This window comes from Pseudolysinimonas kribbensis, assembly GCF_030161895.1.
Lineage (GTDB): Bacteria > Actinomycetota > Actinomycetes > Actinomycetales > Microbacteriaceae > Pseudolysinimonas > Pseudolysinimonas kribbensis.
In genome coordinates, this window is record NZ_BSVB01000001.1 from 1,652,549 (window position 1) to 1,673,383 (window position 20,835).

At 73.3% G+C, this 20,835-nt stretch carries 19 protein-coding genes and 6 pseudogenes; 8 read left to right on the top strand and 17 right to left on the bottom strand.

Features of this window, described 5'->3' with window-relative positions; translation table 11 throughout:
• Positions 1-77: 77 nt before the first annotated feature.
• Positions 78-278 carry a hypothetical protein gene (locus QQK35_RS09240; RefSeq protein WP_284253918.1) on the top strand — a complete coding sequence of 67 codons (201 nt, stop codon included), beginning with the start codon at positions 78-80 and terminating at the stop codon, positions 276-278.
• Here QQK35_RS09240 and QQK35_RS20770 read toward each other — a convergent pair.
• Positions 220-1,362 carry an SDR family NAD(P)-dependent oxidoreductase gene (locus tag QQK35_RS20770; RefSeq protein ID WP_284253919.1) on the bottom strand — a complete coding sequence of 381 codons (1,143 nt, stop codon included), beginning with the start codon at positions 1,360-1,362 and terminating at the stop codon, positions 220-222. The genes QQK35_RS09240 and QQK35_RS20770 overlap by 59 nt on opposite strands.
• A 184-nt stretch (positions 1,363-1,546) precedes the next feature.
• Between QQK35_RS20770 and QQK35_RS09250 the strand changes: the two genes are divergently transcribed.
• On the top strand, positions 1,547-2,986 hold the full coding sequence (locus tag QQK35_RS09250) for an FAD-binding oxidoreductase (protein WP_284253920.1): 1,440 nt from the start codon (positions 1,547-1,549) through the stop codon (positions 2,984-2,986).
• Here the strand turns inward: QQK35_RS09250 and QQK35_RS09255 are convergent.
• The 3 genes from QQK35_RS09255 to QQK35_RS09265 all read right to left on the bottom strand — a co-directional run bounded on the left by QQK35_RS09255 (position 2,878) and on the right by QQK35_RS09265 (position 4,912).
• Positions 2,878-3,909: an NAD-dependent epimerase/dehydratase family protein gene (locus tag QQK35_RS09255; protein ID WP_284253921.1), complete on the bottom strand. Its 1,032-nt coding sequence runs from the start codon at positions 3,907-3,909 to the stop codon at positions 2,878-2,880. The genes QQK35_RS09250 and QQK35_RS09255 overlap by 109 nt on opposite strands.
• A gap of 62 nt (positions 3,910-3,971) precedes the next feature.
• Complete coding sequence (locus QQK35_RS09260; protein WP_284253922.1) at positions 3,972-4,652, bottom strand: DNA-3-methyladenine glycosylase family protein; 681 nt, start codon at positions 4,650-4,652, stop codon at positions 3,972-3,974.
• The gene (locus QQK35_RS09265; RefSeq protein WP_284253923.1) at positions 4,589-4,912 is read right to left on the bottom strand and encodes a hypothetical protein; all 324 of its coding nucleotides are present in this window, start codon (positions 4,910-4,912) and stop codon (positions 4,589-4,591) included. Before QQK35_RS09265 ends, QQK35_RS09260 begins: the two co-directional genes overlap by 64 nt.
• Before the next feature lie 148 nt (positions 4,913-5,060).
• Here QQK35_RS09265 and QQK35_RS09270 point away from each other — a divergent pair.
• The 3 genes and pseudogenes from QQK35_RS09270 to QQK35_RS09280 all read left to right on the top strand — a co-directional run.
• Positions 5,061-5,396 (top strand): annotated as a pseudogene (locus QQK35_RS09270) (GNAT family N-acetyltransferase); the annotation flags it as partial.
• A gap of 181 nt (positions 5,397-5,577) precedes the next feature.
• A complete protein-coding gene (locus tag QQK35_RS09275) occupies positions 5,578-6,600 on the top strand; it encodes a 6-phosphofructokinase (RefSeq protein WP_284253925.1) in 1,023 nt (340 codons plus the stop codon).
• 35 nt (positions 6,601-6,635) lie between these two features.
• Positions 6,636-7,037, top strand: coding sequence for a DUF1304 domain-containing protein (locus tag QQK35_RS09280; RefSeq protein WP_284253926.1), 402 nt, complete (start codon positions 6,636-6,638; stop codon positions 7,035-7,037).
• A 52-nt stretch (positions 7,038-7,089) separates the two neighbouring features.
• On the opposite strand, the pseudogene QQK35_RS09285 reads toward QQK35_RS09280, so the two are convergent.
• From QQK35_RS09285 to hemE, 12 genes and pseudogenes are all read right to left on the bottom strand, one after another.
• Positions 7,090-8,395 (bottom strand): annotated as a pseudogene (locus tag QQK35_RS09285) (glutamate-1-semialdehyde 2,1-aminomutase).
• A pseudogene (gene hemB / locus QQK35_RS09290) lies at positions 8,392-9,374 on the bottom strand (porphobilinogen synthase). Before hemB ends, QQK35_RS09285 begins: the two co-directional pseudogenes overlap by 4 nt.
• Positions 9,371-10,132, bottom strand: a complete 762-nt coding sequence (locus QQK35_RS09295) for a uroporphyrinogen-III synthase (protein ID WP_284253927.1) — start codon at positions 10,130-10,132, stop codon at positions 9,371-9,373. Before QQK35_RS09295 ends, hemB begins: the two are co-directional and overlap by 4 nt.
• Entirely contained in the window at positions 10,129-11,139 is a 1,011-nt protein-coding gene (hemC, locus tag QQK35_RS09300) for a hydroxymethylbilane synthase (protein WP_425564930.1), read from the bottom strand. Before hemC ends, QQK35_RS09295 begins: the two co-directional genes overlap by 4 nt.
• A complete protein-coding gene (locus tag QQK35_RS09305; protein WP_284255660.1) occupies positions 11,082-12,155 on the bottom strand; it encodes a ferrochelatase in 1,074 nt (357 codons plus the stop codon). The genes hemC and QQK35_RS09305 overlap by 58 nt, the downstream gene beginning before the upstream one ends.
• A gap of 94 nt (positions 12,156-12,249) precedes the next feature.
• A pseudogene (gene hemQ / locus QQK35_RS09310) lies at positions 12,250-12,905 on the bottom strand (hydrogen peroxide-dependent heme synthase).
• 169 nt (positions 12,906-13,074) lie between these two features.
• Positions 13,075-13,281, bottom strand: a complete 207-nt coding sequence (locus QQK35_RS09315; RefSeq protein ID WP_284253929.1) for a hypothetical protein — start codon at positions 13,279-13,281, stop codon at positions 13,075-13,077.
• Complete coding sequence (locus QQK35_RS09320) at positions 13,278-13,709, bottom strand: phage holin family protein (protein ID WP_284253930.1); 432 nt, start codon at positions 13,707-13,709, stop codon at positions 13,278-13,280. Before QQK35_RS09320 ends, QQK35_RS09315 begins: the two co-directional genes overlap by 4 nt.
• A gap of 16 nt (positions 13,710-13,725) precedes the next feature.
• A complete protein-coding gene (locus QQK35_RS09325; RefSeq protein ID WP_284253931.1) occupies positions 13,726-14,076 on the bottom strand; it encodes a YtxH domain-containing protein in 351 nt (116 codons plus the stop codon).
• A gap of 47 nt (positions 14,077-14,123) precedes the next feature.
• Complete coding sequence (locus QQK35_RS19765; protein WP_348534919.1) at positions 14,124-14,324, bottom strand: hypothetical protein; 201 nt, start codon at positions 14,322-14,324, stop codon at positions 14,124-14,126.
• Positions 14,321-15,388, bottom strand: coding sequence for a protoporphyrinogen/coproporphyrinogen oxidase (locus QQK35_RS09330; protein ID WP_348534920.1), 1,068 nt, complete (start codon positions 15,386-15,388; stop codon positions 14,321-14,323). Before QQK35_RS09330 ends, QQK35_RS19765 begins: the two co-directional genes overlap by 4 nt.
• A gap of 2 nt (positions 15,389-15,390) precedes the next feature.
• A complete protein-coding gene (gene hemE, locus QQK35_RS09335) occupies positions 15,391-16,449 on the bottom strand; it encodes a uroporphyrinogen decarboxylase (RefSeq protein ID WP_284253932.1) in 1,059 nt (352 codons plus the stop codon).
• On the opposite strand from hemE, the pseudogene QQK35_RS09340 reads away from it, so the two are divergent.
• The 3 genes and pseudogenes from QQK35_RS09340 to QQK35_RS09350 form a co-directional block, all read left to right on the top strand.
• Positions 16,343-16,903: pseudogene (locus QQK35_RS09340) on the top strand (hypothetical protein); the annotation flags it as partial. The gene hemE and the pseudogene QQK35_RS09340 overlap by 107 nt on opposite strands.
• Before the next feature lie 445 nt (positions 16,904-17,348).
• Positions 17,349-17,732 carry a hypothetical protein gene (locus QQK35_RS09345; RefSeq protein WP_284253933.1) on the top strand — a complete coding sequence of 128 codons (384 nt, stop codon included), beginning with the start codon at positions 17,349-17,351 and terminating at the stop codon, positions 17,730-17,732.
• 96 nt (positions 17,733-17,828) lie between these two features.
• A pseudogene (locus QQK35_RS09350) lies at positions 17,829-18,771 on the top strand (IS481 family transposase).
• Here QQK35_RS09350 and QQK35_RS09355 read toward each other — a convergent pair.
• Positions 18,713-20,173, bottom strand: coding sequence for a hypothetical protein (locus tag QQK35_RS09355; RefSeq protein ID WP_284253934.1), 1,461 nt, complete (start codon positions 20,171-20,173; stop codon positions 18,713-18,715). The pseudogene QQK35_RS09350 and the gene QQK35_RS09355 overlap by 59 nt on opposite strands.
• Positions 20,174-20,835: the final 662 nt, after the last annotated feature.

The following is a 20,835-nucleotide window of genomic DNA, read 5'->3' on the forward strand; positions in this document are numbered from 1 at the left end:
CGCCCGGACAGCGATTCGGCTCCCGGGGCGGGACGAACGATGACACGTCAACTTGATTCGGACGATAGGCTCGTGGTATGCCCGCAGCCGACCGCATAAGCGAGGAGGACTGGCGCCTCTGGCGGGCGTTCTCGTCGATGAATCGCGCGCTGGCGCGGGAGATCGACCGCCAGCTGCAACGGGATGCCGGCATCTCCAGCGCCGATTACTCGGTGCTCATCACCCTCTTCGAGGCGCCGGATCGCCGGCTGCGCACGGGGAGCTCGCCGAGCTGCTGACCTGGGAGAAGAGCCGCGTCTCGCACCAGATCTCGCGCATGGAGGCCCGCGGCCTCGTCGCGCGCGCGGAGTGCGCCGAGGACGGCCGCGGCACCTGGATCATCCTGACGACCGACGGACGCCGCGCGACCCTCGGCGCCATGCGCGACCACGCGGCGAAGCTGCGCGAGATCTTCTTCGACGTGCTGGACGACGACGAGAAGGACGCCTTCCGCTCGGGGGCGGCGCGCGTGCTCGAGAAGATCAACCTGCCCGGGTGCGAGGCCGCCGTGGAGGCCTTCGGGCGCGAGAAGGTCGGGGCGTAGCGGCTCGCGCCGTCACAACCCGACGCTGCCCTGCATGATCCCCCGTCGATGACGACGGTCGTCGAGGTCATGTACGACGCCTTGCCGGATGCGAGGAACACCGCGACATCGGCGATGTCCTCCGGCTTGGCCATGCGGTGCAGCGGGATCGCGTCGTTCAGCTTCTCCAGCTCCGCGGGGTCGCTCATGGTCGACGCGTTGAGCGGCGTCTCGACCGCGCCCGGCGCGATGTTCACGACCCGGATGCCGTACGGGCCGAGCTCGACGCCGGCGGTCCGGGCCAGCATCCGCATCCCTCCCTTGGAGACGCAGTAGGCGATGTTGCCGGGCATCGGCCAGTCCTCGTGCACCGACGAGATGTTGAGGATCAGCCCCGGCGTCTTCTGCTTCAGGAACTGCCGCGCCGCCGCCTGCGTCGCGAAGAACGCGCTCTTCATGTTGACGGCCATGACCCGGTCGTAGCCCTCCTCGGTCTCCTCGAGCAGCGAGTGGCGATCCTCGATGCCCGCGTTGTTGACGAGCACATCGAGGCGGCCGAAGCGGTCGACGGCGCCCCGGATCAGGCGCTCCAGGTCGGCGGCGCGGGTGATGTCGGCCTCGAGCGCGACGGCCGAGCCGCCCGCCTTCTCGATCCGCTCGACCAGGTCGGAGGCGTCGTCCGCGTGCGCCACGTAGTCGACGACGACGTTCGCCCCCTCGGCCGCGGCGGCCACGCAGATCTGCTCCCCGATCCCGCTGTTCCCGCCGGTGACGACGATGGTCTTGCCGCTCAGCAGCATGTGCGCCCTTCCTCTCGCGGTCGTCTCGATGATCCCGACCGCTCCACGCGGCAGGCTAGGCGCGCATCCTCGGTACCGACCGGATGCGACGCCGGCTCACAGCCCGCGCACGTCGGCACTGGTCCCGCGTCACCGGTGCGCCGTAACCTCGGCGCATGCCCGACCTCTCCCCCTCGCCCGCTCCGTGTCCGGATCCGTCCTCGTCCCCGCCGACGACGGGTACGCCGCCGCCTGCACCGGCTTCAACCTGGCCGTCGTGCCGCGCCCGGATGCCGTGCTCGTCGCGCGCGACGAGGCCGACGTGGCGGCGGGCGTGCGGTTCGCGCGCGACACGGGGCTGGCGATCCGGGTCATCGCCACCGGGCACGGTGCCGCGCCGGTGCCGGACGGCGGCCTGCTCATCAACGTGAGCGGCCTGGATTCCGTGAGCGTCGAGCCGTTCGCGCGCACCGCGACGGTGGGCGGCGGCGCCCCGTGGCGGGAGGTCGTCGCGCAGGCCGCACCGCACGGTCTGGCTCCGATCACCGGATCGTCGGCCGGCGTCGGCGCCGTCGGCTTCCTGTTGGGCGGCGGCCTCGGCCCGCTCTCGCGGCACTTCGGCGTCGGCTCCGACCAGCTCGTCTCGGCGCGGATCGTCACCGGCTCCGGCGAGGTCGTCACGGCCTCCGCCGACGAGAACCCCGACCTGTTCTGGGCGCTGCGCGGCGGCAAGAGCGGCCTCGGCATCGTCACCTCCGCGACGGTGCGGCTCGTCGAGGTCGCCGAGCTCTACGGAGGCGCGCTCCTGTTCGACGCGAACGATGCCCGCGCCGTGCTCACCGGCTGGCTCGCGTGGGGCGCCGACGCCGACGCGCGCATCACGACGAGCGTCGCGGTCATGCGCTTCCCCGACCTCGACGAGGTGCCGCCGCCGCTGCGCGGCCGCCATCTCGTGAGCGTGCGGTTCGCCGCCCCGGTGGATGCGGCATCCGGCGAACAGCTCGCGGCACCGCTGCGTGCCCTTGCGCCCGTGTACCTCGACGCGCTCGGCCCGCTGCCGATCGCCGAGATCGCCAAGGTGCACAGTGACCCCGACGGTCCGCTGCCCGGCTGGATGCGGGGCATCATGCTGGGAGAGCTCGACGAGCGCTTCGTCGACGCCCTGCTCGGGCTCGTCGGCGCGGGCACCGAGTCGCCGTTCCTGGGCGTCGAGGTGCGTCAGCTCGGCGGCGCCGTCGCCGACCCGTCCGGCGACAGCGCGATGGGCGGGCGCGAGAATCCGTTCACGCTCTCGGTGATCGGTGCGCCGAACCCGGCCCTGTTCGCGACCGTGCTGCCCGGTGCGTTCGCCGGGCTCCGCGCGCGTCTCGGCGAGTGGATCGCGCCGACCACGACCATCAACTGGCTCGGCGAGTCGGAGGACCCGACCGAGTACCGCTCGGCATGGTCGCCCGCGGCGTTCGCGCGGCTGGCCGAGGTGCGCCGGCGTTACGACCCCTCGGGGTGTTCACGTTCGGGCCGACGGAGGCGTGAGGCTCAGGCGTCGGCCGCGAGTTCGGCGAGCAGCGCGCGTTCGGCGTCGTCGGTGAGCCCGGCGCGCCGTTCTCCCGTGGTGGGGCCGGCGACGGCATCCGCGGCGGCCTGATCTGCGCCATCGCGCAGGGTCTGCTCGAGCGGGCGACGGCGCAGCCCGAGGGCGACCGCGCGCGAGCTGTCGTGCGCCGCGAGCGCGACCAGCTCGGTCGGCAGCCACAGCGGCAGGGATCGCGGCCCGGCCCAGTACCCGACCTCGCGCTCGGCGATCCACGCCTCGTCCGCCGCGACCAGGGTGCCGCTCCAGCCGACCGCGCGCTGCGCGATCGAGAGGTGCTCGGAGAACGGCAGCGTCTCGCCGGTCACGTTCGCGATCCCGGTGAAGCGTCGCTCCGCGGCCTCCACCAGGAAGGCGGCGAGGTCGCGCACGTCGGTGACCTGTGTCGGCCGGTCGGGGGTGTCGGGCACGAGCACCTGCCGCTCCGGATTCGACGGATGCGCGAAGCGGGCCGGCCAGTAGGTCGTGCGCTGCGAGGGATCGCCGGGTCCGCCGATGAGGCTCGGCCGCGCGATGAACGAGCGCGCCTCGCCGAACGCGGAGCGCACCGCCTCCTCGCACGCGACCTTCGCGGCTCCGTACTCCTCGAGCGAGGCCATCGTGTCGGCGGCGAGCGCGGGGTGCACCGGCGCCGACTCGTCGGCGCCCAGATCTCCCGTGCCTCCCTCGTTCGCGCGCAGGTAGACCGAGCAGGTCGAGACGTACACGACGTGCCGCGCGCGTCCGGCGAGCACGGACGCCGCTGCCCGCACGTGGCCGGGATGCGTCGCGAGGTCGACGACGGCATCCCAGTCCTCGCCGGTCACCGCGGCGTAGGCGTCCGGCGCATCGCGGTCGGCGCGCACGAACCTCGCGCCGTCCGGCGGCGCACCCGCCTCGCCCCGAGCCAGCGCGGTCACGTCGTGGCCGCGGCGCAGCGCCTCGCCGACGACCTCGCGTCCCACCCACGCCGTGCCACCGAGCACCAGGATCCGCATGGCCCCATGCAACGACGGATCCGCTGCGCAGGTCAACGCGGCTCTGCCGAGAGCGAAGCCGGCTACCGGGTGCGGTGCGCGGGGATCGCCATCCGCGGCGCCCGCCGCTCGTACCCGACCCCGGACACCTCGAGGTAGCGCACCACCCGGTGCCGGTGGCCGCGCCACGGCTCGAGCAGTTCGAGCATCCCGTCGTCGTCGACGCGCTGCCCCGCGAGCGCCATGCCGACCTGCTTCGCGAGGTGCAGGTCGCCGATGCTCACCGAGTCCGGGTCGCCGTGCGAGCGCTGCACCGTCTCGTGCGCGGTCCAGACGCCGATGCCGGTGACCGTCCGCATCCGGCGCACCGCCGCCGCCGCCGGCAGCGCGGCGGAGCGCTCGAGCGTGTCGCCCACGGCCATGACCCGCATGAGCGTGTCGGCGCGCTGCGGCGTGACGCCGGCACGGTGCCACTCCCACGACGGGACACGCCGCCAGGTCGCCGCATCCGGCGGGATGCGCATGCCCTCCGGCGCGGGTCCGGGCGCCGGCGTGCCGTGCCGGTGCACGAGCACCCGCCAGGCGCGCATCGCCTCGACGGAGGTCACCTTCTGCCCCATGATCGTCGGCACCAGGTGCGGCAGGAGCCGGCCGGTGCGCGCCAGCCGCAGCCCCGGCATCCGGTGATGCAGGTCGCGGATCACCGGATGCCGCGAGGGGTCGAATCCGGTCGGGTCGTCATCGGCGCCGAGCAGCCGCGGCATCGCGTCGAGGGCGGCGCCGGCCCCGGGCCCCAGGCGCTCCCGGCGATGCCGTGGGCGCTCTCGGTCAGCCGCAGCGTCGCGTCGCCCTCGGGCGTGCGGAACGCGAGCCACCAGCCGCGCGCGTCCCGGCGCGCGGCCGGGTCGCGCGGGCCGAAGACCAGCGGGGCGAGGGTGGCGTCCACCGCGACCCGCTGGGCGGGCCGGTAGATCCCGGTGAGCATCACGAGCCGGCCGGAGCGGCACCCGGCGAGGCGCCGCATCCGGTGGTCGACGTGGCCGTGCTCATGCGCGGACTCTAGCGCGAGGTTCCGTCGCCGTCGGACGTAGGGTCGACGGATGGCCGATCTGACGACCGAGCGGCTCAGCCTCCGCTCCTTCGGTCCCGACGACGTCGACTTCGTCTTCGACATGTACTCGCGCTGGGAGGTCCAGCGCTTCATCGGCCTCGTGCCCCGGGTGATGACCGATCGCGCCGAGGCCGTCGAGCGGGTCGAGCGCTACGCCGCGCTCGAGCATCCCGTCCACGGCATCTGGGCGATCACCGACCGGGTCACGGGCGGGCGACTCGGCGTCGCGCTCCTCAAGCCGCTGCCGGCCTCCGGCCCCGAGAGCCCGCTCCTGCCGTCGGGGGACGTCGAGATCGGATGGCACCTGCATCCCGACGCGTGGGGCCACGGCTACGCCTCGGAGGCCGCGCGCGCCGTGCTCGACCACGCGTTCGCCGGCGGACTGCCCCGCGTGCTCGCCGTGACGAACCCCGGCAACCGCGCGTCGCAGGTGGTCGCGCTGCGGATCGGGATGACGCACCTGGGCACGACCGACGCGTACTACAACGCGACCTGCGAACTCTTCGGCATCGACCGCCCGGCGGCCCCTAGCCCGGCCGGTCGGAGGCCGGTGTCGCGGCGCGGCATGATGGAGGACGATGAGCATCGGCATCCTGACCTCCGGGGGCGACTGCCCCGGCCTCAACGCGGTCATCCGCGCCGCCGTCCTCACCGGCTCGAAGCTGCACGACATGGAGTTCGTCGGCTTCCGCAACGGGTGGAGGGGCGTCGTCGAGGCCGACCTCATGCCGCTCGGCCGGCCCGAGGTCATGGGCATCTCGAAGCAGGGCGGCACGATCCTCGGCAGCTCGCGCACCAACCCGTTCGACGGCGGCGGCGCGGCGCGGGTCGCTCAGGTCATGGACGAGAACGGGATCGACTCGATCATCGCGATCGGCGGGGAGGGCACGCTCGCCGCGGCGAAGCGGCTGACCGATGAGGGCATCCGGATCGTCGGGGTGCCGAAGACCATCGACAACGACCTCTCGGCGACCGATTACACGTTCGGCTTCGACACCGCGGTGCAGATCGCGACCGAGTCGATGGACCGGCTGCGCACCACCGGCGACTCGCACGGCCGCTGCATGGTGGCGGAGGTCATGGGCCGGCACGTGGGGTGGATCGCGCTGCACTCGGGCATGGCGGCCGGCGCCCACGCGATCCTGATCCCCGAACGCAAGACGAGCATGGACCAGATCATCGAGTGGGTGGAGTCGGCCCGGGATCGCGGCCGCGCGCCGCTCATCTGCGTGGCCGAGGGATTCCAGCTCGACACCATGGACGACGCGCACTCCGAGCGCGGCCTCGACGCGTTCGGGCGCCCGCGGCTCGGCGGCATCGGCGACCAGCTGGCGCCCGAGATCGAGCACCGCACCGGCATCGAGACCCGCGCGACGACGCTCGGCCACATCCAGCGCGGCGGCACGCCGTCGGCCTACGACCGCGTGCTGGCGACGCGCTACGGGATGGCGTCGGTCACCTCGATCCTCGAGGGGCATTGGGGTCGCATGGTCGCCCTTCGCGGCACGCAGATCGTGCACGTGCCGTTCGAGGACGCGCTCGGGCGCCTCAAGACCGTGCCGGAGAGCCGGTACGAGGAGGCGTCGGTGCTCTTCGGCTGAGCCGTAGCCCCAGCGCGCGGTGCGACACTGAGGGGATGGACACCGCGTTCCTCGTCATCGCGCTGATCTTCGCCGTGCTGGCCGCGCTCATCCACGTCGTGATCTTCTTCCTCGAGAGCGTGCTCTGGTCGAAGCCGACGATCTGGCGCCGGTTCGGTGTCGCGTCGCGGGACGACGCCGCCGTGCTGCAGCCGATGGCCTACAACCAGGGCTTCTACAACCTCTTCCTCGCGATCGCGACGGGCCTCGGCATCGTGCTGATCGCCGCGGCGCCCGTGCACAACGTCGGCGTCGGCATCGCGGGGTCGCGCTCGCGAGCATGCTGCTCGCGTCGATCGTGCTCATCACGTCGAACCCGAAGCTCGCCCGCGCGGCGCTCACGCAGGGCCTCCCCGCTGATCGCGCTGATCTTCGGCGTCCTCTGGGTCGTGCTCTAGCCCCCGTGGCCAAAAACGCCCAGTGTCGCGCGCCGCGAGTGGGCGTTTTCGGCTAGGGACGGGATGCGGCGGCAGCGGCGGCGGCAGCGGGGAGCGCGGCTTCGATGCGCTCGAGGGATTCGTCGTCGTGGGCGGCGGAGAGGAACCACGCCTCGAAGACGCTCGGCGGAGGCGCGACGCCCGCGTCAAGGAGGGCGTGGAAGAAGGCCGCATACCGGAACGCGTCCTGCGCGCGGGCGTCGGTGTAGTCGCGCACGGGCTCGGAGCGGAACGCGATCGAGAACAGCGAGCCGGCCCGGGAGATGACATGCGGGATGCCGGCGGCGGTGAGGGCGGCATCCACCGCGCCGGAGACGCGGGCGGCGGCCGCGTCGACCCGGGCGTACACGTCGGCGTCGGCGAGGCGCAGCGTGGCGATGCCGGCGGCGACCGCGAGCGGGTTCCCGCTGAGGGTGCCCGCCTGGTACACCGGGCCGAGCGGCGCGAGCCGATCCATGAGCTCGGCGCAACCGCCGAGGCCGGCGAGCGGGAGGCCGCCGCCGAGCACCTTGCCCCAGGTGACGAGGTCGGGGAGGTAGCTCGGGTCGAGGCCCCACCAGCCGGCCGGGCCGACCCGGAACCCGGTGAGCACCTCGTCGAGGATCACGAGCGCGCCCGCGGCGTGGGCGAGGTCGACGAGCGCCGCGTTGAACCCGGAGTCCGGCACGAGAACGCCGGCGTTGGCGCCCGCGGCCTCCGCGATGATCGCGGCGATCCGCCCCGGATGCGCCGCGAACGCCGCCCGCACCGCGTCGAGATCGTTGTAGGGCAGCACGAGGGTGAGCCCGGCGATCGGCTCCGGCACGCCGGCCGACCCCGGCAGCCCGAGCGTCGCGACGCCGGAGCCCGACTCGGCGAGCAGGCCGTCGGAGTGCCCGTGGTAGTGCCCCGCGAACTTGATGAGCAGATCGCGCCCCGTCGCGCCGCGGGCCAGCCGGATCGCCGTCATGGTCGCCTCGGTGCCGGTCGACACGAGGCGCACCTTCTCGACCGCGCGGGTGGCGCCCACCGTCATCCGGTCGATCACCAGCTCGGCGAGCTCGGCCTCGCCCTCGGTCGGGGCGCCGAACGACAGCCCGCGCGATGCGGCCTCCCGCACCGCCTCGACGACCTCCGGATGGGCGTGCCCGAGCAGCGCAGGACCCCACGACCCGACGAGGTCCACGTACTCGATCCCGTCGACGTCGGTCACGTACGCGCCGCGCGCCGACGCGATCGTGCGGGGCAGCCCGCCGACCGAGCCGAACGCGCGCACCGGCGAGTTGACTCCCCGGCAGCACCGCTCGCGAGCGGGCGACGACGTCGTCGTTGCGACTCACGAACGCGCCCAGCGCTCGGCCGCCTCGATCGCCCAGTAGGTGAGGATCGCCTCGGCGCCCGCGCGCGCGATCGAGACGAGCGACTCGTCGATCGCGCGCTCACGCTCGATCCAGCCGTGCGCCGCCGCGGCCTCGACCATCGCGTACTCGCCGCTCACCTGGTACGCCCACACCGGCACGGGCGACGCCGCCGCCGCGTCGGCGAGCACATCGAGATACGACATCGCCGGTTTGACCATGACGACGTCGGCGCCCTCGTCGACGTCGAGCAGCACCTCGCGCAAGCCCTCGCGCCGGTTCGCCGGGTCGAGCTGGTAGCTGCGCCGGTCGCCCTGCAGCGACGACTGCACCGCCTCGCGGAACGGCCCGTAGAACGTACTGGCATATTTGGCGGCGTAACCGAGCAGGACGGTGTCGGGATGCCCGGCCGAGTCGAGCGCGGACCGTACCGCGCCGACCTGCCCGTCCATCATCCCGCTGAGTCCTAGCACCGCCGACCCGGCCTCGGCCTGGGCGAGTCCCATGTCGCGGTAGCGCGCGAGCGAGGCGTCGTTGTCGACGCGACCGCGCGCATCGAGCACGCCGCAGTGCCCGTGGTCGGTGAATTCGTCGAGGCACAGGTCGGTCTGCACGACGAGCGCGTCGCCCGCCTCGGCGACCGCGACCCGCGTCGCGACGTTGAGGATGCCATCCGGATCGGTCGCCCCCGATCCGATCGCGTCCTTGTGCTCCGGCACGCCGAAGAGCATGACGCCCCCGATGCCGGCCGCGGCCGCGCGCGCGACCTCGGCCCGCAGCGAGTCGAGGGTGTGCTGCACGACGCCGGGCATCGACCCGATCGGCACGGACTCGGCCGCGCCCTCGCGCACGAACATCGGCAGGATCAGCTGCGCGGGATGCAGACGCGTCTCGGCCACGAGTCGCCGCAGCGCGGGGTCGCCCGCAGCCGCCGCGGTCGCACGGTCGGGAATCCGCTCATCCGAGCGCCTCCACGTGCTCGGCGAGCGCGGCGACGAGCGCCTCGGCCGTGCGCTCCTCCGGGATGACGTGCACGGTGAGCCCGGCCGCGCGTGCATCGACGGCGGTGCGCGGCCCGATGCAGGCGACGACGGTGGCCTCCGGCAGCGGCGCGAGCTGCGCCGCGATCTGGCGCGCGACGCTGCCCGAGGTCACGAGCACGGCGCCGATCCGGCCCGAGGCGACATCGCTCCGGATGTCGTCCGCGACCGGCAGGCCCACGGTGCGGTATGCGGTCACGTACTCCACCGCGAAGCCGAGCTCCTCGAGCCCGGCGACGAGCGTGGGCTCCGCGATGTCGGACTGCGGGATCAGCACGCGGCCCCGGATGTCGCTGGCCGGCCACTCCTTGATGAGCCCGCGCGCCGAGTTGTCGCGGCTCGGCATGTAGTCGACGCGGTAGCCGGCGAGCGAGAGCGCCGCCCCGGTGGTCTCGCCGACGGCGGCGATGCGGGTCGCATCCGGCACGGTCGTCCCCTGGCTCACGAGCACGTCGACCGTCGTGGCGCTCGTGACGACGAGCCAGTCGTAGGCGCCGGCGCCCAGCTCCTGCAGGGCGTGCCCGAGGCGGGTCGGGTCCTCCGGCGACGCGAAGTTGATGAGGGGCGCGACCACCGGCACGGCGCCGTAGCCGCGCAGCGACGCCGACACGTTGTCGCCCCACTTACCACCGCGCGGCACGAGCACGCGCCACCCGGCGAGGGGCTTGGGCGCGGTCACGACGCAGCTCCGCCGGGACCGAGCGGCGCGAGCTCCGCGGCGCCCTGGTCGAGCAGCTCGCCCGCGACTCGGGCCGCCAGCTCACCGGCCGGATCGCGCACGTCGGCCGCATACATCGCGTGGGAGCTCGTGAGGTGCGCACTGCCGTCGAGCGCGTAGACCCGGGCGCTCACGAACAGCAGGCCGTCGTCGAGCAGTGCGTGCACGCCGAGCGGGGCGGCACATCCCGCCTCGAGCCGCGCGAGCACCGCGCGCTCGGCCTCGGCGGTGAGGCGCGACGGCTGGTGGTCGACCGAGCGCAGCGCACGCGGCACGGCGCCGGTGCGCGCCTCGACGGCGAGCGCGCCCTGCGCCGGCGCGGTCGGCCACGGGTCGAGCGGGAAGAGCTCGGTCGCCTCGGCGGAGCGGCCGAGCCGGTCGAGCCCCGCGGCCGCGAGCACGATCGCGTCGAGCCGGCGTTCGGGATCGATCCCGGCATCCGCGCCGCCGACGCGGCCGAGGCGGGTGTCGATGTTGCCGCGCAGGCCGACGACGTCGAGATCCGCGCGACGGGCCAGCAGCTGCGCGCGGCGGCGTGGCGAGCCGGTGCCGATCCGCGCGCCCTGGGGCAGGTGCTCGAGCGTCAGTCCGTCGCGGGCGGCGAGAGCATCGCGGGCGTCGGCGCGCCGGGGCACCGCGGCGATCTCGAGGCCGTCGGCGGGCGCGGTCGGGAGGTCCTTGTACGAGTGGATGAGCGCATCCACCTCGCCGGCCAGCAGCGCCTCGCGCAGGGCCGTCACGAACACGCCCGTGCCGCCGAAGTCGGCGAGCGGCGTGCTGCGATCGCGGTCGCCACCGGACTGGATCACGACGAGCTCGGCCCCGAGCTTCTCGGCGACGGGTGTCGCCTGCGCCAGCGCCAGCGCGGACCCGCGCGTGCCGATGCGCAGCGCCGACCCGCTCGCCGCGGTCACGGCGCCACCCCCGCGATCGCGGGCTTGAAGCCCAGGCGCGCGTTCTCGCAGCATCCCGGGCGGCACACGTCGTACCAGGGCCCCAGCTCGGTGAGGGCCGGGCGCTCGGCGGTCGGCGTGCCGTTCACCCGTTCGAGGACGAGGTCGACCAGCCCGCTCACGTACGCCGGGTGCGTGCCGGGGGTCGGGGTCCGGATGACCACGAGACCGTGCTCCGCCGCCGTCGCGGTGGCCTCGGTGTCGAGGTCCCAGAGCACCTCCATGTGGTCGCTCACGAAGCCGAGCGGCACGATCACGACGGCCTCGACGCCCTGCGCCGGCAATCCGGCGATCACGTCGTTGACGTCGGGCTCGAGCCACGGCTGGGTCGCCGGCCCGGAGCGGCTCTGGTACACGAGCTGCCACGCGGCGTCGGCGCCGGCGTCGCGCATGACGACCTCGGCGACCGCGCGGTGCTGGGCGGCGTAGGCGCCGCCGTCGCCGAAGTCGCGGTCCCGCGGGCCGGAGCGCTCGGCGTCGGCGGTGGGGATGCTGTGGGTCGCGAACAGCACCCGGATCGCGCTCTCGGCGATCCCGCGCTCCGCGAGGTCGGCGAGCGCGGCGCGCAGGCCCTCGACGAACGGCTCGACGAAGCCCGGATGGTCGAAGTACTGGCGCACCTTGTCGATGCGCAGCGCGTCGCCCAGGCCGGTCTCGGCGAGCGCGCCCGCGAAGTCCTCGCGGTACTGCCGGCAGCTCGAGTAGGAGCTGTAGGCGCTGGTGGCCAGGCCGAGGAGCGTCGAGAGACCGCGCTCGCTCGCCTCACGCAGCGCGTCGGCCACATAGGGACCCCAGTTGCGGTTGCCCCAGACGACCGGCAGGTCGATGCCGCGGGATGCCAGCTCGGCCTCGACCGCCGCCTTCAGCCGGCGGTTCTGCTCGTTGATCGGGCTCACCCCGCCGAAGTGCCGGTAGTGGTGCGCGACCTCCTCGAGCCGCTCGTCGGGGATGCCGCGGCCGCGCGTCACGTTCCGCAGGAAGGGGATGACGTCGTCCTGCCCCTCCGGGCCGCCGAAGCCGGCGAGCACGATCGCGTCGTAGGCGACGGGCGTCTCGACGTGCTCCGGACCGCGCTCGGCCCCGGCGTCGCCGCGGGCACGACGACGCCGTTGTTCGTGATGCTGCTCACGCGATGAGCTCCGCGAGCTCGGCCGCCTCCACCCGGCGGCCGGTGAAGAACGGCACCTCCTCGCGCACGTGGCGACGGGCCTCGGCCTGCCGCAGGTGCCGCATGAGGTCGACGAGCTCGATCGGATCGTCGGCCTCGAGCGCGAGGATCCACTCGTAGTCGTTCAGGGCGAACGCCGCGACGGTGTTGGCCTGCACGGCGCGGTGCTCGGCACCCATGCCGCCGTGCTCGGCGAGCATCGCGCGGCGCTGCTCGTCGGGCAGCAGGTACCACTCGTAGCTGCGCACGAAGGGGTAGACGGTGATCCAGTCCTTGGGTGCGAGACCGCGCGCGTAGGCGGGGAGTGGTTCGGGCTGAACTCGGCGTCGCGGTGCACGCCCATGACGTTCCACACCGGCGCCATCGACGTGAACGGCGCCGCGCGCCGCAGCCGCCGCAGCGCCTGCTGCAGGTCGGCCGCCTGCCGCCCGACGAGCCAGACGAGCACGTCGGCGTCGGCTCGCAGGCCGGAGACGTCGTAGAAGCCGCGCACCTCGACGGTGTCGCCGACGGCGTCCGCGAGGTCGTGCTGGGGCTCGGCGCGCCACGACGGATCGCGCCGGAAGACCGCCCACAGCGCGTACGCGGCGGGCTCGGGTGTCGGGCCGGTCACCCGACCATCCTAGCCCCGGTCGGCGCCCGGGGTTAATCAGCGCGTACTCAGGCTCGCGGCCCGCGATCCGATCCGGTGTTCGCCATCCGATTCAGTCCGCGCGGTCTGCGACCGATGGCAAACCGTGGATCGGTTGTGGCGCACCGGGCCGCGCCACCACGGCGCGGAGTCAGTCGCGCACGACGCGCCACGCGATGACGCCCGCGATCGCGGCCGCGACGCCGATGCCGACCCCGATCACCATCAACGGGTTGCGCCGGTACGCGTTCGCCACGCGCTTCGGAACGTTCAGCTTGTCTTCCAGCCCGTTGAGATTCGCCTCGAGCGCAGCCCGGGCCCGGGCCGCGTTGTCGCGGGCCTCATCCAACGTCGTCATGCTGCTCCTCGCTTTCCGAGTCCGCGAACGGTGCGCAGATCGCTCCGCAGGCTGCGCAGCGACTCCTGCGGCACCGGCGGCAGACCCTTCTTCAGCACCCGCCAGCCGATGAGCCCCACGACGACCGCGACGATCAGCAGGAACGCCGCGACGATGAGCGCCGCGAGCCAGCCCGGCAGCACGAGGGAGAGTGCGAGCACCGCCGCGGTGAGCAGCACCCCGACCATGAAGCCCAGGATGATCACGGCGGCCAGCAGCAGCCCTGCGCCGATCCCGAGCGCCTTCGCCTTGCCGATGACCTCGGTCTTGATGAGATCGAGCTCAGCGTGGACGAGCGCGGTGACCCGGTTGGGCAGATCGGTCAGGAGCTCGACGAGCGAGGGTGTGCGCTGCCGCGGGCGCGGCTGCTGCGGGGATGCGGTGGCCATGCGATCGGCCCTCCGGTCAGTCGTTCGCGGTGGAGGTCGATCCGCCGCGCGAACCCGAGCCCGTCGATCGGGTGCCTCCGGAGCGCGTGGTGCTCGACCGGGTGCCGGCCGAGCGCGACCGCGTCGGCGCCTTGCGGTTCGAGACCTGGCTGACGACCTTCTTGGCGCCGTCGGTCACGAACTCGGCGACATCCGGTGCCTTGTCCTTCACGAACTCCTCGACCGCGTCGACCTGCTTCTGCACGCGCGGGTCGTTCCACAGCCGGGCGGCCTGCGCCTTGAGCCGCTCGTACTGCTCGCGGCCGGCACGGGTGCCGAGCACGTAGCCGATGCCGAGGCCGGCGACGAAGAGGATCTTGCCTTTCATGGCGTGCTCCCTGTTTCTCGAGGGGAAGTCCGGGGCGGAGGACCGGATCAGTCTGTCGCGACCCCGTCCTCCTCCGCGCGCTCGTCCAGGAGCCTCCCGGCTTCGCGCTCGGCGGCGGCGACCACCGCGGCCAGGCCCGTCCCGCTCTCAGCCTCCCCGATCCGACGCATTCCGTCAACGGCATGTGTTGCCGGCGCAGCCCGCACCCAGGGGACGATCGCGACGTCGAGCGGCGCGTCGAGGGTCACGCCGAGCAGTGTCGCGGCGTCGCGGCGCGCGACATCGGCCAGGTCCGGGATGCCGTGCCCGTCGTACGAGAGGCGCAGAACGTGGCGCCCCGCAGCCTGTTCGCCCACCCACGCCCACTTGGCGGTGAGGTGGGTGAGCGCCCGCGCGCGCACCCCGGCGCGTCCGTCGCGACGAGCATCCCCGTGCCGCGCGGCGCGGCGTCGAGCGCGGGCTGGTCGACCGCGAGGAGCACGATCGTGACCCGGTGCTCGCCCGCCGTCGGCGGCGCCGCGGCGAGGACGACACGGCCCTCGACATCGCCCGCGCGCTGCCGGGTGAGCTCGTCGAACGCGATCCGCGCGCCGAGCCGCACGTCGACGCCGAACAGTTCGAGATCGGCGATGAGCTCGTCAGCGAGCCGCGCCATCCCGCCCCGGATGCCGCCCACCTGCGATCCGGCCGCGGCCCCCGCGCGCAGGCTCAGGACGCCGTGCGAGAGCGATCCCTCCCGCAGCAGGGCGGTGCGCAGTCCCGGGTGCGCGCGCTCCAGCGGCAGCTGATCGGCGCTCGTCGAGTGGACGCCGCGCACGACGGGGTCGACGAGTCCGCGCAGCACCGCCGAGCCCATCCGGCGGCGGACCAGCTCACCGAGGGTCGCCGCCTTCGCGCCGACGGTCGGCGGCATGGCGACGTCGAGCTCCGCGCGCATCGCGGCGCGGGTGCCGATCGCCGCGATCACGTCGGCCGCGAGCGGCACCCCCGGGATGCCGAGCAGACTCGTCGCCGGCAGCGCGATCGCCGAGCCGTCGTCGCGGTACAGCCATGCGGGCGCGTCGAGCGGGCTCACGAGGTCGGCGCCCAGGCCGATCTCGGTCGCGAGCTGCGCGACGACGCCGCCGCGCGTCGCGAACGACTCGGCCCCGGCATCCACCGTGATGCCGGCGACCTCGATGCGCAGCAGCTGCCCGCCCAGCCGATCCGACGCCTCGAGGAGCGCGACCTTGCGGCCCGCCATCGCGAGGCGGCGGGCGAGCACCAGGCCCGCGATCCCGCCGCCGACCACGACCTCGTCGACGCGGGACATGGCTACGGCTCCGCGTGCACGAGTTCGACGAGCCGGGCGAGCACGTCGGGGTCCGTCTCGGGCGGCACCCCGTGACCGAGGTTGACGATGTGCCCGGGAAGTGCGTCGCCGCGGCGCATGACGTCGCGCGCGTGGGCCGCGAGCAGATCCCACGGAGCCCCGAGGTAGGCCGGGTCGATGTTGCCCTGCAGGGGCAACGGCGCGCCGATGCGCTCGGCCGCGGCCTCCAGCGGCAGGCGCCAGTCGATGCCGATCACCTCGGCGCCGATCGCGGGCAGCAGGTCGAGCACCTCGCCCGCCCCCAGCCCGAAGTGCACGCGCGGCACCTCGGTGCCCCGGAGCGCGTCGAACGCGCGACGGGAGTGCGGCGCGACCCGCTTCTGGTAGTCGCCGCGTGACAGGGTGCCCATCCACGAGTCGAACAGCTGGGCCGCGCTCGCTCCCGCCTCGACCTGCGCGCGCAGGAACGCGCCCGTCACGTCGGCGCACCAGTTGAGCAGGGCGGCCCAGGTGTGCGGATCGGAGACCATGAGCGCCCGGGTGCGCAGCTGGTCCTTCGACGGTCCGCCCTCGACCAGATAGGACGCCAGAGTATATGGAGCGCCGCCGAATGCGATCAGCGGCGTCGACCCGAGCCCGTCGACGACGATGCCGACCGCCTCGCGGATCGGGGCGAGGGCATCCGGGTCGAGCGGGCGAAGCCTCAGCACGTCGGATGCCGATCGCACGGGCTCGTCGACGACCGGCCCGCGACCGGAGACGATCCGCACCCCCACGCCGGCGAGCAGCACCGGCACGACGATGTCGCTGAAGTACACGGCGGCGTCCACGCCGAGCCGCCGCACGGGTTGCAGCGTGATCTCGGCCGCGAGATCCGGCGTCAGACAGGCCTCGAGCATCTCGGTGCCCTCGCGTGCCGCGCGGTACTCGGGCAGCGAGCGGCCCGCCTGCCGCATGAACCAGACCGGGCGCGTCGCCGGTCGGTCGCCGCGCATCGCGCGCACGAGCAGGGAGGCGCTCGTGCGCCCGTCGACGAGGGGATGGCCGGCGGGCAGGGTCACCCTCCCAGCGTACGGTCGCGCGGCTGAGCATTCAGGCTCGCAGGTTTACCCTGGGGGACGTGTTGTTCTGCGTGACCGCGAGTCACCGCGACACCGAGTTCGACGTGCTCGACCGGGTGTCTCGGCGCACCGAGCGCACCGCGCGAGAGCTGACCGGCCGCCCCGGGATCCGGGGGCGATCGTGCTCGCCACCTGCAATCGCTTCGAGGCCTACCTCGAGGTGGAGCCGGATGCCGTGCCGTCGGCGGCCGACGCGGTGTTCGACGCGCTCGGCGACGCGACGGGCGACGACGCGCGGGCCGTCCGTGCGACCGCGCGCGTTCTCGAGGGCGACGCCGCCCTGCAGCACCTCTTCGCGGTCGCCGCGGGTCTCGAGTCGATGGTCGTCGGCGAGGACGAGATCAGCGGCCAGGTGCAGCGCGCCCTCGCCGCCGCGCGCGCCGACGGCACCGTGAGCGCGCACCTGGATGCCGCCTTCCAGCGCGCCGCCCGCACGTCGCGCACCGTGCGCTCGGCCGTCGATCTCGGCGGCGCCGGCCGCTCCATCGCCCGCCTCGCCCTCGACCTCGCGTCGAGCCGGATCGCGGACTGGTCTGCCGCCGCGGTGCTCGTCGTGGGCACCGGCCAGTACGCGGCGACGACGATCGCCGGGCTGCGCGCCCGGGGGCGACCGACATCCGGGTGTTCTCGGCGACGGGCCGCGCCGACGGTTTCGCGACCCGCTTCGGCGTGCGCGCCGAGCACGACCTGCCGACCGCGATCGGCGGTGCGGATCTCGTCATCACCTGCACCGCGCGCTACACCGTGCTGCCGGAGCACGTGCCCGACGAACGCGAGCGCCTCATCATCGACCTGGGCCTGCCGCGCAATGTCGACCCGGCCGTTGCGCGGGTGCCGGGGTGGAGCTGCTCGATCTCGAGCTGCTGGCCCTGCACGCCCCGCTGCCCGAGCTGGGTGGCGACGCCCACCGCATCGTCGACGACGCGGTCGCCGAATACGCGGCCGAGCGCGCCGCGGCGCCCGGCATCGTCGCGTTCCGCCGGCACGTGCTCGGCGTGCTCGGCGCCGAGCTCGAGCGCGCCCGGGCGCACGGTGCCGACGAGGCGACCCTGACGGCGATGCGCCACCTGACCGGTGTGCTCGTGCACGGCCCCTCGGTGCGCGCCCGGGAGCTCGCAGCATCCGGCCGCGCGGCCGAGTTCGAGGCCGGTCTCGAGGCGATCTTCGACATCCGGGTGGAGGCCGAAGACCGCCTCGGCGACCAGCGCGACGCGACCGCCTAGGTGTAGTTCCTCGGGACGTTGTGATCGCGTGACGTGAGCGAAGGCCTCCGCGGAGGATGTGGGTTACCACACTCACGTCCCACAACGGAGGCCTTCGTGACTCACGCTAATGCGCCGTTCACGCCGGAGGGCAGGCTGCGGCTTGCTCGGTTGATCGTCGAGCAGGGATGGTCGGCTCGGCGTGCTGCGGAGCGGTTCCAATGCTCGCCGGCGACCGCGTCGAAATGGGCGGGTCGCTATCGACGGCAGTTGCCGATGACGGACCGCAGTTCCCGTCCGCTGCGGTCGCCTGGTCGCTGTCCGATGCGTTTAGAGCGCAGGATCATCGCGTTGCGGTTCACGCGCCGGTGGGGTCCGCACCGGATCGGCTATCACCTCGGTGTTTCCCCGGTCGACGGTCGGGCGGGTGCTCGAGCGCTATCGGATGCCGCTGCTGCAGCACCTCGACCAGGCGACAGGGCTCCCGGTCCGCAGGCCGCGTCTGATTCGCTATGAGAAGGTCGCACCCGGCGAGCTGGTCCATGTCGATATCAAGAAGCTCGGCCGCATCCCCGACGGCGGCGGCCATCGAGTCGTCGGTCGACAGCAGGGCAGACGACACAACGACGGGCACGGTCGAGGGGGTCGCGGCTATTCGTTCTTGCATCACGCGGTCGATGACCACTCCCGGCTGGCCTACTCCGAGATCCACACCGACGAACGCAAAGAAACAGCGGCCGGCTTCTGGATCCGAGCCGCCGCTTTCTTCGCCGCCGCCGGCATCCGCGTCCAGGCAGTGATGACCGACAACGGCTCTTGCTACCGGTCCAGAGCCTTCGCTGCCGCGCTCGGCGGCATCAAACATCGCCGGACACGCCCTTATCGACCGCAAACCAACGGGCCGGACCACCGGTCTCGATGCGGAGTCCGCACGAGGCGACGCCCCGCCGGCCTGTGTCTCAGCACACAGGGCCGGCGGGGCGCCGCCGTTCAGTCGGTTATCACTCCGCCGTGCGGCGACGGCGGATCAGCGGCACGGCGGCGAGCGCGAGTCCGATGATCAGCAGGAGGTAACCGAGGCCGATCCACCCGGTCGGGTTGCCCGTCCCGGTCAGCGCGAGCGTCTTGAGGTCGCACGGGCTGGAGCTCGCCGTCGGCGTGAAGGTGAACGTCGTCGTCGTCACGCTCGGGTCGATGCCGTTGCCCTTCGTCGCCGCAGCGACCGCGGTGTAGGTGGTGCCCACCTTCGCCGGGTACGTGCCCGCGGCGACGGTCGAGCCGTTCACGGTCCAGATGACGTCCTCGGTGTCGCCGTTCAGCTCACCGAGCGTGAAGCTCGCCGAGGTGAAGCAGCCGGCCTGCTGGTCGCGGAACGTCGGCGTCACGAGCGCATGCGACGGCAGGGGCCCGCACACCTTCAGGGCGTCGGCGTCGACCGCGTCGACCACGACCGTGATCGGGAAGTCGACCACCGCGTACCCGGTCTCCGTCTGCACCGCCACGAGGTAGCTGCCGGGCTGCTCGGGCACGGTGACCGTGCCGTTGACCGCCTTCGTCATGTCGACCGGCGTGCCGTTGATCGTGTAGCCGACCACGTGCGGCTCCACCGTGACGACGATGGCACCGTCCCTGACGACCGCGAAGCCGTCCGCGTCGGTGGTGCAGGTCTGCGGGTCGCCCTGCGCCACCGCGGCCACGGCCAGCAGGCAGGAGCCCGCATCCGGTCCGAACGTGTGCGCGTAGCCCTCAGCCGGGTAGCCCGCGTCGAGCGAGAAGCCCTGCTGCGCGGTCTCGGTCACCACCACGACGTCACCCGGCTCGGTCGAATAGGTGCCCGCGTCGGTCGTGATGGGCTTCGCACCGTTCAGGGACACCTGGTAGACCACGCCGGTCGCCGCCGGGAGGATGTAGTCGCCGCTGAAGATCTGACCCGGATGGGTCGGCAGTTCGCATCGCGAGTCCTCGAAGGTGGGCACGCCGTGCACGGCGCTCAGCACGCAGCCATCGCTCGAGAGCGTGTCGAAGTGCAGGGTGTAGACCGTCGGATTGCTCGTGCCGGTCGGGAACTGGTAGCCCTTCGCGGCATCCGGTGTGGCGAAGACCTTCACGGTCGTTCCCGGCTGGGCGACCTGCTTACCCGTGAGCACGCTGCCCGAGGCGTCCTTGTAGACGACGCCGGTCGTCGCGGGGACGGTGTACGAGGCCTCCGGGACCTGGCCCGGGTTCTGCGCGTCGCAGACGGCCTGCGTCTGGGTGAGGTGCGCCGGCGGGGTCACGCAGTCGGAGCCGTGCAGCACCTTCAGGGTCAGCGTGAAGGGCCCGGTCGCGCCCGGGTTGGTGATGACGTACCCGGAGCCGGTGACGGTGATCCGCGCCCAGACGGTGCTGCCGGCCGCGAGGCCCTGAGCGTGCTCGATGCGTCGTTCCAGGGGCCGGTCGACGAGTCGGTGCTGTATTGCCACTTGGCTCCCGCCGGAAGGGCGGGGAAGCTCACGGCGCCCGTGCCGGCGGTGCCGACCGCGTCGCAGACGGCCTCCGTGACGGTCGGGGTGCCGCTCACGGTGATGTGGCTCAGGCAGTCACCGGCGACCGCGGCGAGGGTGAACGACCATGCGGTCGCGTCGTACGACGGGAGCTTGTATCCGCTCGTGGCCGTCGGGGTGATGACGACCGCGACGGAGCCGCCGCTCACATCCACCGGCACGGAGCTGCCGACGGTCGCAGCCTGCGCGGAGCCGCCGTTGAGCGTGTAGCTGTAGGTCACGTGGTCGCCGCCGATGATGACGAACGATGCGCTCGTCGTCGCTCCGGGGTGCTGCGCGTCGCACGCGGCCTGGTGCGGCGTGACCGCTCCGAGCGTCGCGCTCGGCTTCTCGCAGGCCTTCTGGGTCAGCGTTCCCGTGTCGAACGAGTACGCATCGCTGTCCCAGGCCTTCACGACGACGCGGTAGGTGTTGTCCCGCGTGTCGTCCCACGTCTTCGAGAGGTGGAAGCTCGAGCCGAAGTCGGGGTTGCTGGCGACCGGCGCGTCGTTGATGGTCACGACGACGGAGTTCTTATGACCGGGCTGGCTGTCGTCGGCGTAGTTCGTCAGATTGACCGTGAGGCCGGAACAGGTGGCGTT

Coding starts and splice junctions, on each gene's coding strand:
- QQK35_RS09240 (WP_284253918.1), top strand. CDS start 78: ATGCCCGCAGCCGACCGCATAAGCGAGGAGGACTGGCGCCTCTGGCGG.
- QQK35_RS20770 (WP_284253919.1), bottom strand. CDS start 1,362: ATGCTGCTGAGCGGCAAGACCATCGTCGTCACCGGCGGGAACAGCGGG.
- QQK35_RS09255 (WP_284253921.1), bottom strand. CDS start 3,909: ATGCGGATCCTGGTGCTCGGTGGCACGGCGTGGGTGGGACGCGAGGTC.
- QQK35_RS09260 (WP_284253922.1), bottom strand. CDS start 4,652: ATGCCGCGGCTGCTCGGCGCCGATGACGACCCGACCGGATTCGACCCC.
- QQK35_RS09265 (WP_284253923.1), bottom strand. CDS start 4,912: ATGCGGCGCCTCGCCGGGTGCCGCTCCGGCCGGCTCGTGATGCTCACC.
- QQK35_RS09275 (WP_284253925.1), top strand. CDS start 5,578: ATGAGCATCGGCATCCTGACCTCCGGGGGCGACTGCCCCGGCCTCAAC.
- QQK35_RS09280 (WP_284253926.1), top strand. CDS start 6,636: ATGGACACCGCGTTCCTCGTCATCGCGCTGATCTTCGCCGTGCTGGCC.
- hemC (WP_425564930.1), bottom strand. CDS start 11,139: ATGCTGCGAGAACGCGCGCCTGGGCTTCAAGCCCGCGATCGCGGGGGT.
- QQK35_RS09315 (WP_284253929.1), bottom strand. CDS start 13,281: ATGACGACGTTGGATGAGGCCCGCGACAACGCGGCCCGGGCCCGGGCT.
- QQK35_RS09320 (WP_284253930.1), bottom strand. CDS start 13,709: ATGGCCACCGCATCCCCGCAGCAGCCGCGCCCGCGGCAGCGCACACCC.
- QQK35_RS09325 (WP_284253931.1), bottom strand. CDS start 14,076: ATGAAAGGCAAGATCCTCTTCGTCGCCGGCCTCGGCATCGGCTACGTG.
- QQK35_RS09330 (WP_348534920.1), bottom strand. CDS start 15,388: ATGTCCCGCGTCGACGAGGTCGTGGTCGGCGGCGGGATCGCGGGCCTG.